Raw genomic sequence first — 13,225 nt, forward strand, 5'->3', positions numbered from 1 at the left:
CTAAGTTTATGAAATTATATCGAACACAACTTAAACATTTACAAACTTCACACAAACAGGCTCTGGCACAGCAACATCAGATTGTAAAAGTGTTAACTTACCTGTAGATTCATCTCTTGAAAATAACACAAGATTATGTGACTTTTCATTTGTAGCAACAAGGAACTTTTCAGTAGGATCTAATACAAAGTCTCTTGGCCAATTTCCTTCTGTAGATGTGTGTTCAACAAATGTAAGCTGACCCGAATTTTGATCTACGCTATAAACAGCGATACTATTATGACCACGATTACCTGCATATACAAAACGGCCGTCAGAAGAAATATGAATCGCACTTCCTTGATTATTTTCATCAAACTCTTCTGGAACAGTAGAAATATACTGTAATTCTGTAAAGGATCCTTCTGCAGGATTATATGTTAACACAATAACCTCTGAACTAAGCTCCGTCATCACATACGCATACTTTCCATTCGGATGAAAAGTAATATGTCTTGGACCACTTCCTGGATTTACAGATAAACGATTCACTTCTGTTAATGTACTATCTTTTACTTCATACGTAATTATTTTATCTATCCCTAAATCAACGCCCACTACATATTTTTCATCAGGAGTGTACCCCGCGTAATGTGCATGTGGTTTTTCTTGTCTTTCTTTATTCGGACCTGAACCTTCATGTGCCATAATAGATGAAGCAGGATTTACAGTTCCATTTTCTTCATTTATTTCAAAAGACTCAATCGTTCCTTTATGGTAATTCGCTGTAACTACTGTATGATTTCCACTATCAACACTAATATGACAAGGAGAAGCACCTTCTACTACTTGTCTATTTTTCGCTTTTAGTTCTCCAGTATGACTATCAATGGAATACGCAGCTACACCGCCAGATTCGCCTTCCTTAACAACAGAATAGAGATATTCATTCTTTCGGTTAATCGTTACATATGTAGGGTTATCAAGCTTAGCGGCAAGTGTTACATTACTAATTTTTTTTGCTTCTGTGTCTAAAGTAAACTTATATATTCCTTCGCTATTTTCTTTCGTGTAAGTTCCAACATATCCAATAAACTCTTTGTTATCCTTCATTTTCATAACCCTCTCTCCCTATATTTTTCGTTCATCATGCTTCTTAAAATATTTTATGTTGAAAGAGTATCCTAAAAAATCGGAGTACCTCTTTATACGTTACCATATTTTCTTGGTAAATAGCTTTTAAACCCACTTTTTTTGATACGCTGCTATACTTTCATATTCTTCTTCCAATTGACGGGACAGACGGATATAGATTGGCGTTAAATCTTTATATTTTTCCACACTTTCCATGTTTGGCTCATGATGGAAATCTGCACCTACCATTTCAGAAACTACAGATAATGTATCTATTTCACCTAAACTATATAAACCGAGGATGGCAGCTCCTAAGCAAGAGCTTTCGAAACTTTCCGGAACATATACGTCTTGATGGAAGATGTCCGCCATCATCTGTCTCCAAAGTTCCGACCTTGCAAAGCCGCCTGTCGCTTGAATTTTTTTCGGTTCGCCAATTAACTCTTTTAAAGCGAGAAGAACCGTATATAAATTATAAATTACTCCTTCTAAAACAGCACGGATAAGATGTTCTTTCTTATGATGCAATCCGAGTCCAAAGAAAGATCCTCGTGCATTTGCATTCCATAAAGGAGCTCTTTCCCCTGCTAAATACGGGTGAAACAATAAACCGTCAGATCCAGGATTCACTTTTGCTGCTATTTCAGTAAGTACTTCATATGGATCTTTCCCTAAACGCTTTGCAAGCTCAATCTCTGAAGTACCCAATTGGTCACGAGCCCACCTGAAAATCATACCGCCATTATTAACTGGTCCACCGATTACCCAATGGTCTTCAGTTAACGCATAACAAAAAATTCTACCTTTTGGATCTGTTACAGGACGATTTGTTACAGCACGTATCGCACCGCTTGTACCAATTGTAACAGCCACAACGCCAGGATCTATTGCATTTACACCTAAATTAGATAGTACTCCATCACTCGCTCCTACTACAAAAGGCGTAGAAACAAGTACATTCATCTCTTTGGCAAGCTCTTCATCTAATCCTGTTAAACTGTGCGTTGTTGGAACAAGTTTAGAAAGCTTTTCATCTGTAATTCCCGCAACATGTAAAGCCTCTTCATCCCATTTTAAAGATTTCAAATTAAACATCCCTGTTGCTGACGCTATAGAATAATCAATTACATACTCTTTATATAACTTGTAAAAAACATATTCTTTAATAGAAATGAATTTATAACTTTTTGCGAATAACTCTGCCTGCTCATTCTGTAGCCAAACTAATTTCGAAAGTGGTGACATCGGATGAATTGGTGTCCCAGTACGAAGGTAAATTTCATGACCATTCATATCATTCTTTATTTTCTCCGCCCAGCTTGCACTTCTATTATCTGCCCAAGTGATACATCTCGTTAACGGCTCTCCCTTTTCATCTACGGCAATGATACTATGCATTGCCGAACTAAAAGAGACACAAAGAATATCACTTGGCTGTACACTACTTGATCGTACAGTTTCTTTAATCGTATTTATTACTGCACGAAAAATTTCTTCTGGGTCTTGTTCCGCTGTTTCAGGCGTAGGAGAATATAAAGGATATTCAATTCCATGACTAGCAATAACAGATCCATCAGTAGAAAATAGAACTGATTTTGTACTAGTTGTTCCAATGTCTACACCAATCATATATTTTGAGCTCACCATTTCTTCCTCCTAACAAAAAATTGTTACAGTATCCCACCATAAAAATACATTCCTTTTATCTATTGATAACGTTGTATGCCACAATTATCTAAATAGAAACATCTTTATCTTAAACAAACATATCGAGTAGTAAAACTCCTCCAAAAGCGATAAATGAAAGTAACGTTTCTAATACCGTCCATGTTTTAAATGTTTCTTTCACTGTTAACCCTAGGTATTCTTTTACCATCCAAAAACCAGCATCGTTTACGTGTGAAAACATTAATGCTCCTGCACCTGTTGCAATAACGAGTAACTCTAAGTTCACACCTGTTGTATTTTCAACGATTGGCGAAACGATACCCGCTGCTGTTGTTAAAGCGACTGTCGCTGACCCTGTCGCAATTCGAATTAATCCTGCTACTATAAATGCTAATACAATTGGGGATAGAGCTAAATGCTCAGACATTTGAGCAATAGCATTCCCTACGCCACTATCGATAAGAATTTGCTTAAATCCCCCGCCAGCACCAATAATCGCAACAATTGAACCGATTGGTAATAAGCTATCTTCTGTTACCTTCTTAATAGCCTTTTTATCGATACCTTGGCGAAATCCAAGAAAATAAAACGCTGCAAAACATGCAATCAATAGTGCAATGATAGGACTACCGATTAATGTGACAGTCTTCATCAAAGTAGTAGAAAGAGGCACATAAGGAGCTGCTGCAGCTAAAACCATTAACATAACAGGTAACAAAATAACTAAAAATGAAACTCCTATTCCTGGTAATTTCGTTGATTTTGTATTTACACGAATCAATTCTGGCTCATTTTCAGGAATTACACGTTTGTGAATCCATTTCGCAAATATAGGACCTGCAATAATCGCTGCAAAAAATGTAATAATGAGTGAATACAATAGTACCTTCCCAAGATTCGCTTTATAAATACCAATTGCTACAATTGCCCCTGGATGCGGAGGAACAAGGCCGTGTACGACAGATAGCCCAGCAATTGCTGGTAATGCTATCAATAAAATATTTTGTTTCGTTGTTTTATGAATTGAAATTACTAACGGCAGTAATATTAAAATACCTACTTCAAAAAACACCGGAATTCCAATAATAAAACCTGCAATTAACATAGCCCATGGTAAGTTTTTTATCCCAAAGGATTTAATAAAGAACTCTGCCACTTGCATTCCAGCACCTGACTCTGCCATCATTTTCCCTAAAATTGTACCTAATACTAAAATACCTACTAAATGCCCGAGAACACTTCCGACTCCCGTTTCATAAGCACTCACTATTTTATCCATTGGCATTCCAGACATAATTGCTAAAAACAAACTTGCAACCGTTAAACTAATAAACGCATGCCATCTCCACCACGATACCCCTAAAATAACAATTACAATTGATAATAATGTAATAATTAAAAGGTACATATTCATACTCAATCCCCCTTTATGTAAACCCTTTCATAATTACTATATAATTAAAAGAACCTATATAGTTCTTACTTGAGTAAAAGATACCTTTACATATTGCTATACGTTTAAAAGCATCTTCACATCATAATGATTTATATAAAAAGAATCTCCCTTATTAGAGATACACTATAACTCATCTCTCTAATAAGGGGATTTCTCTTTCATAATTATAATGTTATTGTGATAAACGCTTCGCGCGATCAATTTTTCCTTTTTTAAAAGTGAATGACACTTTCATCTCTGCTTTTTTCACGTAGTAAGACTACAAAATCAGGATCCAGTTTAAACGATGAAGTTACTTAGGATTTGTCCTCTCATGAAAAGCAATTTTCGGAAAGCACCTTCACTTTCATGCATTATAATTTAGGAGCTTTCGCCCAATCCGCAGCAAATTTCTCAATACCTTGGTCTGTTAATGGGTGCATAGCAAGTTGCTCGATTACTTTATAAGGGATTGTTGCAATGTGAGCACCTGCCATCGCTACACGAGTTACATGATCTGGATGTCTGACAGAAGCCGCAATAATTTGTGTATCTAATTGATGAACATCGAATAATTCAGCAATTTTAGCAACTAATAGTACACCATCTTCAGAAATATCATCTAAGCGTCCTAAAAATGGAGAAACATACGTTGCACCTGCTCGAGCAGCTAAAAGTGCTTGGTTCACAGTGAAAATAAGTGTAACGTTCGTTTTCACACCTTTTTCAGTAAGATAGCGACAAGCTTCTAATCCTGCTAGCGTCATTGGAAGTTTTATCGTGACGTTTTTATCGCCACCGTTAATTTTAATTAATTCTTCTGCTTGAGCAATCATTTCTTCAGCTGTAACAGCATCTGGCGTTACTTCTGCCGAAACAGACTCAACTTTAGGTACTGCCTGACAAATTTCTGCGATACGGTCTTCAAACTTAACGCCCTCTTTTGCTACTAAAGAAGGATTCGTTGTAACACCAGCTAAAACTCCAAGTTTATATGCTTTTTTTATGTCCTCAAGATTTGCAGTATCAATAAAAAATTTCATGATCAATTCCCTCCAGTTTTTAAACGTTGATGATTTACATGTTTAATATGCTTATCCCGTAAAAGCCCGATTGGTATGGAATAAAGCCCCTACTTATTAAAGTTTCACTTTATTTCTTTTCTACTGCATGTCCGCCAAATTCATTGCGCAGAGCTGCTACAACTTTTCCTGTAAATGTATCATTGTCTAATGAGCGGTAGCGCATTAATAGAGACATTGCGATAACAGGAGTTGCTGTTTGAAGGTCTAATGCTGTTTCTACTGTCCATTTTCCTTCACCAGAAGAATGCATAACACCCTTAATTTCATCCAGTTTTGCATCTTTAGAAAATGCATTTTCTGTTAATTCCATTAACCAAGAACGAATGACTGAACCGTTGTTCCATACTCTTGATACTTTTTCATAATCGTAGTCAAATTCACTTTTCTCTAGAATCTCAAATCCTTCACCAATAGCAGCCATCATACCGTATTCAATTCCGTTGTGAACCATTTTTAAGAAGTGACCACTACCAGCTTTTCCTGCATATAAGAATCCATTTTCTACAGCAGTATCGCGGAAGATAGGTTCAACGATGTCCCAAGCTTCTTGATCTCCTCCGATCATGTAACAAGCACCATTACGAGCGCCTTCCATTCCGCCAGAAGTCCCTGCATCCATAAAGTGAATGCCATCTTTCTTTAATTGCTCATATCGGCGGATAGACTCTTTATAATGTGAATTACCAGCTTCAATTAAAATATCTCCTTTTGATAAAAGTGGTGTAACCTCATCAATAACAGAATCAACAACAGCGTGTGGTACCATTACCCAAAGAATTCTTGGTGATTGTAATGACTGAACAAGTTCATTTAAGCTAGATACACCTGTAGCCCCGTATTCTTTCATTTCTTCTACTGCACTTGAATTTAAATCAAATGCTGCTACTTCATGTTTATGATCCATTAAATTTTTCCCTAAGTTTAATCCCATTTTACCTAAACCAATTAATCCTACTTGCATAATATAATTCCTCCTCAGATCATCTTTTATTAAAAATTCATATCACTACAATCTGGAATACCTTTCAGCACTAATAAGTTGGTATGTACAGAAAGGTATTCACAGTCATAGCTTAAGAATTCAATACATTTTTTGTAATTTGAACAACATTTTCTGTCGTAAATCCAAATAGATTCATGACTTCAGCTCCAGTTCCTGAAGCTCCAAATGTTTCAATCGATAATATTTTTCCTTCTTGTCCTACATAACGTTCCCAACCGAGAGATACACCCATCTCAAGAGATACTCGCTTCGTTACAGAAGACGCAAGAACTGATTCTTTATATTCTTTCGATTGGCGATCGAATAGCTCCCAGCTTGGCATTGCAACAATACGAACAGAAACATTGTCTTCTTCTAGTTTCGCTTTTGCACTAGCAGCTAAGGATACTTCAGAACCTGTCGCAATTAAAATTACATCCGGATTTTCATTTGTTTGTGTTAATACGTAAGCTCCTTTAGAGAGATTCTCTATGTTCGCTTTCGTTTCATTAAACACCGGTAAATTTTGACGGCTCAGTACTAAAACGACTGGACCATCCGTTTGCTGTAAAGCATACGCCCAAGCACTCGCTGTTTCATTTGCATCTGATGGGCGGATAACTGTTAAACCAGGAATTGCCCGAAGAGCTGCCAATTGTTCAATTGGTTCATGCGTTGGACCATCTTCTCCTACAGCGATCGAATCATGTGTAAATACGTAAGTAACAGGTAAATTTTGCAGTGCAGCCAGTCGAATCGATGGACGAAGGTAATCATTAAATACAAAGAATGTACTTACGAAAGGTTTTACTCCTCCATGGAGAGCCAGTCCATTCGCTGCCGCGCCCATTGCATGTTCACGTACACCGAAGTATATATTTCGTCCAGCATACGATTCTACCGCGTACACAGCTTCACCTTTTATATCTGTCATAGTGGAATGAGAAAGATCTGCACTTCCACCGAAAATAGAAGGAATCGATTTCACATAATGATTAATAGCTTCCCCACTTGCAACACGAGTGGAAATCGTTTTTTCAATATCAAAGGATAGAATGTCTTTCGCTTCAATTAAAACATCACCTGTAATCGCTTTTTCTAATTCATCTGCTAGTGCAGGGTTCGACTCTCTGTATAAGTTGAACTGCTCATTCCATTCGTTCTCTTTTTCAGTACCTCTTTGTTTCAGTTCATTAAAATGAGCTTTTACTTCTTCAGGTACAAAGAAATCTTCCTCATAATCCCAACCATACACTTGTTTTGTCGCTGTTGCCTCTTCTACTCCAAGCGGATTACCATGTGCTTTGTTCGTTCCAGCAACTTTTGGACTTCCATAACCTATAATAGTTCTAATTTCTATAAGAGTAGGTTGATCCGTATTTTCTTTCGCTGATTGAATAGCTTTTGTAATAGCATCGACATCGTTTCCATCTTCAACTCTTACATATTGCCAATGTACAGATTCTGCCCTTTTCTGAATATCTTCAGAGAAAGCAATGCCTAATTCACCATCAAGTGAAATTTCATTTGAATCATACAGTACAATTAACTTGCCAAGTTTCATATGTCCTGCCATTGACATCGCTTCATAAGCGACACCCTCCATTAAGTCACCATCTCCGACTAAAGCGTACGTATTGTGATCTATAATAGAGTGACCATCCTTATTGAACTTCGCTGCTAAATGCGCTTCTGCCATTGCCATTCCGACAGCATTGGCAATCCCTTGTCCTAACGGGCCTGTCGTCGCTTCGACTCCAGAAGTATGACCAAACTCAGGATGTCCTGGTGTTTTACTATTTAACTTTCTGAAGTTTTTCAAGTCATCAATTGAAACATCATATCCAGCTAAATGAAGCAGGCTATATAACAGACTAGATCCATGTCCCGCCGATAAAACAAAACGATCACGGTTAAACCATTCTGGGTGATTAGGATTGTAATTTAAATGATTCGCCCATAATGCATAAGCCATTGGTGCTGCTCCCATCGGAAGACCTGGATGACCTGAGTTTGCCGCATTAATAGCATCAATTGATAACGTACGAAGTGTATTCACTGCTAATTGATTTATGTTTTGTGTCATAGTAATCGTCCCCCTAAATGCTTTCATGAAAGAAAGTACTTATTTTTCCGTCTCTTGATCTAACCACCATTTAAATCCACTTTCTTGCAACAGTTCATTAGACGCTTCTGGACCATATGAACCAGACTCATATTCATGAAGCGGTAATAAGTTTTCCTCGAACGCTTCAAGAATTGGTTGTACCCATTCCCATGACAATTCAACTTCTCTCCAATGTGCAAAGAATGTAGCGTCTCCACTCACAGCATCATGAATGAGTCTTTCATACGCTTCAGGTACTCCCACATCCGCTTGCTCACAAGTAAAGTTAATACGCATCGGTTCAATTTCTCCATTTTTCAATGGATTTTTACTATTTAACTGTAATGAAACGTTCTCACCTGGGCTAATTTCAATTATTAATAAGTTAGGTTCTGCATTTGGATTATTATCTTGATATTGCTGTTTTAACGTATTTTTAAATTCGATTACAATACGAGTAGACTTTTCTTTCATTCGTTTTCCTGTTCGTATATAAAATGGAACGCCAGTCCAAAACGGATTATCGATCCACAAGCGAGCAGCAACAAATGTGTCTATGTTAGAAGAAGGATTTACTCCTGGTTCCTCTTTATATGCTACAACTTGCCCGCCTTTTATCTCTCCTGAAGCGTATTGACCGCGAACGATATGGTTTTGAACGTCTTCTTTTTTCACTTTACGAAGCGTCTCCATTACTTTTCGTTTTTCCTCTCGAATTTCACACGCATTAACCTTTTCCGGCAGATTCATAGCAGTCATCATTAATATTTGTAACATATGATTTTGAACCATATCTCGAATGGCTCCTGCGTGATCATAATATCCAGCTCTTTCTTCAACCCCAACCGTTTCACTAGCTGTAATTTGTACATTCGCTATATGTTCTTTATTCCAAATCGACTGGAGAACAGGATTTGCAAATTCTAGCGCTTCAAGGTTTTGAATCATCGGTTTACCTAAATAATGATCGATACGGTATATCTCGTCTTCTTCAAACGTGCGACTAAGCTTATCATTCAGCTCACGAGCAGATGTAAGGTCGTGCCCAAACGGTTTCTCAATCATTAGGCGTTTCCATCCATCTGTTTTATCAAGTCCGCTTTCCTTAATATTTAAAGCAATGGTCTCGAAAAATTCAGGAGCAACTGAAAGATAGAACATTCTATTACCTTTTATATGTAGTTCTTCTTCCCTTTCACGAACGACTTGTAATAATCTCTCATAGTCTTCCGGCTTACTCACATCTAATGGACAATAGCGAAAATTATCTAAAAAACCTTCGAGTTCCGGAGTACCTTCTTCCCTCTGACGAGAAAACGTCTCTATTGATTCTTTTATTCTTTCTTGAAAATCTTCATGAGATACTTGACGTCTTCCAAGCCCGATAACAGATATCTGCTTTGGAAGCTTTTGATCTCTATATAAGTTATATAGCGCGGGGTAAATTTTGCGTTTCGCTAAGTCCCCTGTCGCTCCAAATAAAACAAAGGTCATTGATTCCAAGTTCAGTCCCCCTCTTGTTGTATAATCCTCGTCAATATACTAAAAATGAATTGTACAGAAGCTCATACTCTTATACTTCCTATTTTTATAAAAAACAAAGAGTTATCTAATTCCAATTCTTTTTATACCTTTCGCTCTCTCATTGTCCCCAATATTAATAGTGGCAATTCAAAGCATTTCTACTGCAACTTACTTATTTATAGAACTTAACGAAATATTTTATATCTAATTACTTTTAGTAATTAAGTAATCCTATGTCTAGTATATTAACCACATAAATTATTATCGTCAATAAAAATGTCTTGAATTAAATACTATTTATTTTGTAATACTTTTCTAAGTGTATTCCTAGTTACCATTCATTTTCAAAGATAATGATTGATATAATAAATATCAGTTTCATCAAAATCTTCAATTAATTTCCGGTTAAACTCGCGAGCAGACATTACATTATAATCAAAAGGCTTCTCTATAATAAGACGGTTTAATCCTTTTGTAGTCCACAATCCACTCTCTTTAATATTTAAAGCAATCACATCAAATACTTCTGGTACAACAGATAGATAAAACATACGGTTTTCAGAAATATTTAATTCTGTTTCACGCTTTTTTACAAGGCTCAGTAAATCTTGATAGCCCACTATATTCGCTGTATCTAATTGACAATAACGAAATGTGCTAATAAATTCTTCTACTCCTGATTCGTCATCAGAAGATATTCTAGAAAATGTAGCAAGGGATTGTTCTATCTTTGTTTGAAATTCCACATCTGACATTGCCCTTCTGCCAATACCGATAATCGAAATAGATTGTGGTATATTTTGATTACTAAATAGTTTATATAAAGCAGGGTAAATTTTGCGTTTCGCTAAATCCCCTGTCGCTCCGAATAAAAGAAATGTCATTGAATCCATTTGTTCTCTCCCTTTTAAAACAATTGCTAGAATAGAATATATAAGCTCATTCGCTACTTAGCAAAATATTGTCTCTAAAACCTCATACTTTACTAATGTTTCTTCAATACAATTTTGCCAAGAGCACGTTCTGACTCACTTATGTGGTGTGCTTTTTTTACGCCTTCTACATGTAAAGGCAACACATGTGTTACAACAGGTTTAATCTTCCCGCCCTCAATTAATTCTGTAATAAGAGAAAGTTCATATCCGTTAGGTTCAGTAAATATATGGTCACTCTGAATATTTTTCTCTCTTGCTATTTCAGTTTGCGGAATTTCCATACCTTTCGGACCATAGATAGACGCTAACTTTCCATTTGGTGCAAGTACTTTATAACTATCCTTTAGTACATCCTCGCCTAACACATCAAATACAATATTGTAATTATGCAAAAGCAAAGAAAAATCTTCTGTTTTGTAATCAATGACAGTATCAGCGCCTAAATCCTTTACAAACTGTATGTTTTTCGTACTAGTCGTAGTTGCAACATGTGCACCGAAGCTTTTTGCTAGCTGAATAGCAAACGTACCAATCCCGCCAGATCCAGCATGAATTAAAACCTTATTACCCTTTTGAACATTAGCGAATTTCACTAAACTTTGCCAACTTGTCAAACCTACTAGAGGGATTGATGCTGCTTCCTCAAAAGATAGATTTCTCGGTTTTTTCGCTACATACTTCTCATCTACAGCCACGTACTCTGCATACGTACCATTTCGTTCAATATCTGGACGACTATATACTTCATCCCCCACTTTAAATGCTGTTACGTTTTTTCCTATAGCAGCAACTACACCTGCAACATCCCATCCTAAAACGAGCGGGAAGTCATAAGAAATTACGTCTTGAAGTAAACCCTCACGTATTTTCCAATCCACAGGATTTACACCAGCTGCATATACTTCAATCAGTATATCGTTGTCTCCCAATAGCGGTTTCTGCATTTCAATCTCTTGTAGTACACTTTTATCTCCATATTGCATAAGTCCTATTGCTTTCATTCTTTACACTCCTTTACAATGCTGGGAAATGAGGTAGTACTTCTTCTCCTAGCTCATCCAATACTTCGTAAGCTGGACGTTGACCATCAAATAGAGCAAGGAATAAATGATTCACACCAATACTTTTATATATATCAAGTAATTCAATTAGTGCCTTACGCCCTGTACGGTAACCTAAACGGATCGGTGTAGGACGTTCATTTGGATCTTCAGATAAATCTAAATGCATCGGTTGTATAAATGGTTTGAATACATCTGGATGATAATCCTCTACTAGTTCTCTCCATTGTCCAATTGCTCCCGCTTGATGTACTGGACTACGTGGATAATACATCCATCCATCTCCATGTTCAGCGAACCAGTCCATATTTTGCTGACTAAAACCTGTAATAAAGGTTGGAATACGCTTAGACGGTTTTGGAACTAAATTCGCACCATGAACTTCTCCTAGTGTCGACTGGATAGACGGGAAGTTTTTATACAAAATTTCTTCCAAGTAAGCAAACGCTTCTCTAAACTTTTCACCTCGTGTTTCATGACTAACACCTAACGCCTTGAAATCAGCACGTCTGTCACCGGATGAAACGCCAAGCATAATTCTTTCTGGAAATAGTTGATCCAATGTAGCAATTTCTTTCGCCACACGCAATGGATGACGAAGTGACAATACAGTTGCCGACGTTCCAAATGCGATTTTCTCTGTTTTGCTTGCTAAATATGTCAAATAAATCATCATATCGTAAATTTGACCTGTTGCAGGATCACCAAAGTCAGGGTCTTGCAGCAATACATCGCGAAGCCATACACCTGTAAAACCGTATTGTTCCGCTTTTTGTACTAACTCTACTTGTTTTTCCATCGTTGGAGCATGAAACTGATAATTTTCAATCGGAATGTGAACTCCTAATGTAAGTTGATCTTTCGCAAACATACGATTATATCCAAAATGATTCGCAAACTTTTCCATGTGTTTCACTCACTTTCCTTCATTCATATAAATCTATACTTTTCTTTACTCTTAATATTTCTTTTGAAATTTCATAGACAATGCTGTAACACCACATTGTTGCCGATTGTAATTGTAATAACTTTCTTTGTGCTACGAGTGTTATTATAAATCGGCCATAACATGAATAACAGTACGTACTTTAAAGTGATGTAGGCACTTTTAAGTACCTATACTAAGTGAGTAATAATAAATCATGCTGCAAAAATAACATCTACCCTTTCTTCAAAAAGCTTTACAGTAGTTTTTAGAAGTACGTTACATTATTTCATTTCATGCACTTTCCTCTTCTTTATATAAAATTCTCACTAACCAAATTCAAAATATTATACTTATTTTTCGCACTTTGCTATGCTATAACCACAAACA

10 protein-coding genes are annotated in these 13,225 nt (G+C 36.6%); all 10 read right to left on the minus strand.

Annotated features, from left to right (window positions below; genetic code table 11):
• Positions 1-30: 30 nt before the first annotated feature.
• Positions 31-1,098 carry a lactonase family protein gene (locus IBT51_RS08705; RefSeq protein ID WP_000782228.1) on the minus strand — a complete coding sequence of 356 codons (1,068 nt, stop codon included), beginning with the start codon at positions 1,096-1,098 and terminating at the stop codon, positions 31-33.
• 120 nt (positions 1,099-1,218) lie between these two features.
• The gene (gene gntK / locus IBT51_RS08710; protein ID WP_000254953.1) at positions 1,219-2,760 is read right to left on the minus strand and encodes a gluconokinase; all 1,542 of its coding nucleotides are present in this window, start codon (positions 2,758-2,760) and stop codon (positions 1,219-1,221) included.
• A 109-nt stretch (positions 2,761-2,869) separates the two neighbouring features.
• Positions 2,870-4,195 (minus strand): gluconate permease GntP, encoded by a 1,326-nt coding sequence (gene gntP, locus IBT51_RS08715; RefSeq protein WP_001057601.1) that lies wholly within the window; start codon positions 4,193-4,195, stop codon positions 2,870-2,872.
• Positions 4,196-4,590: 395 nt separating this feature from the next.
• Entirely contained in the window at positions 4,591-5,259 is a 669-nt protein-coding gene (gene fsa, locus IBT51_RS08720) for a fructose-6-phosphate aldolase (RefSeq protein WP_000667692.1), read from the minus strand.
• 109 nt (positions 5,260-5,368) lie between these two features.
• Positions 5,369-6,262, minus strand: coding sequence for a phosphogluconate dehydrogenase (NAD(+)-dependent, decarboxylating) (gene gnd, locus IBT51_RS08725; RefSeq protein WP_001195916.1), 894 nt, complete (start codon positions 6,260-6,262; stop codon positions 5,369-5,371).
• A gap of 112 nt (positions 6,263-6,374) precedes the next feature.
• The gene (tkt, locus tag IBT51_RS08730; protein ID WP_200458135.1) at positions 6,375-8,369 is read right to left on the minus strand and encodes a transketolase; all 1,995 of its coding nucleotides are present in this window, start codon (positions 8,367-8,369) and stop codon (positions 6,375-6,377) included.
• A gap of 39 nt (positions 8,370-8,408) precedes the next feature.
• Entirely contained in the window at positions 8,409-9,893 is a 1,485-nt protein-coding gene (zwf, locus tag IBT51_RS08735; protein ID WP_071731202.1) for a glucose-6-phosphate dehydrogenase, read from the minus strand.
• A gap of 365 nt (positions 9,894-10,258) precedes the next feature.
• Positions 10,259-10,807: a glucose-6-phosphate dehydrogenase gene (locus IBT51_RS08740; protein WP_053563938.1), complete on the minus strand. Its 549-nt coding sequence runs from the start codon at positions 10,805-10,807 to the stop codon at positions 10,259-10,261.
• A 92-nt stretch (positions 10,808-10,899) separates the two neighbouring features.
• On the minus strand, positions 10,900-11,850 hold the full coding sequence (locus tag IBT51_RS08745) for an NADP-dependent oxidoreductase (RefSeq protein WP_016080868.1): 951 nt from the start codon (positions 11,848-11,850) through the stop codon (positions 10,900-10,902).
• A 13-nt stretch (positions 11,851-11,863) separates the two neighbouring features.
• Positions 11,864-12,817: an LLM class oxidoreductase gene (locus IBT51_RS08750; RefSeq protein ID WP_200458231.1), complete on the minus strand. Its 954-nt coding sequence runs from the start codon at positions 12,815-12,817 to the stop codon at positions 11,864-11,866.
• Between the last annotated feature and the right edge of the window lie 408 nt (positions 12,818-13,225).

This window comes from Bacillus sp. S71 (genome assembly GCF_016625265.1).
In the GTDB taxonomy this organism is placed as follows: Bacteria; Bacillota; Bacilli; order Bacillales; family Bacillaceae_G; genus Bacillus_A; species Bacillus_A cereus.

Bases quoted from the DNA above. Each gene is read 5' to 3' on its own strand.
- IBT51_RS08705 (WP_000782228.1), bottom strand. From the start codon at position 1,098: ATGAAAATGAAGGATAACAAAGAGTTTATTGGATATGTTGGAACTTAC.
- gntK (WP_000254953.1), bottom strand. From the start codon at position 2,760: ATGGTGAGCTCAAAATATATGATTGGTGTAGACATTGGAACAACTAGT.
- gntP (WP_001057601.1), bottom strand. From the start codon at position 4,195: ATGAATATGTACCTTTTAATTATTACATTATTATCAATTGTAATTGTT.
- fsa (WP_000667692.1), bottom strand. From the start codon at position 5,259: ATGAAATTTTTTATTGATACTGCAAATCTTGAGGACATAAAAAAAGCA.
- gnd (WP_001195916.1), bottom strand. From the start codon at position 6,262: ATGCAAGTAGGATTAATTGGTTTAGGTAAAATGGGATTAAACTTAGGG.
- tkt (WP_200458135.1), bottom strand. From the start codon at position 8,369: ATGACACAAAACATAAATCAATTAGCAGTGAATACACTTCGTACGTTA.
- IBT51_RS08740 (WP_053563938.1), bottom strand. From the start codon at position 10,807: ATGGATTCAATGACATTTCTTTTATTCGGAGCGACAGGGGATTTAGCG.
- IBT51_RS08745 (WP_016080868.1), bottom strand. From the start codon at position 11,850: ATGAAAGCAATAGGACTTATGCAATATGGAGATAAAAGTGTACTACAA.
- IBT51_RS08750 (WP_200458231.1), bottom strand. From the start codon at position 12,817: ATGGAAAAGTTTGCGAATCATTTTGGATATAATCGTATGTTTGCGAAA.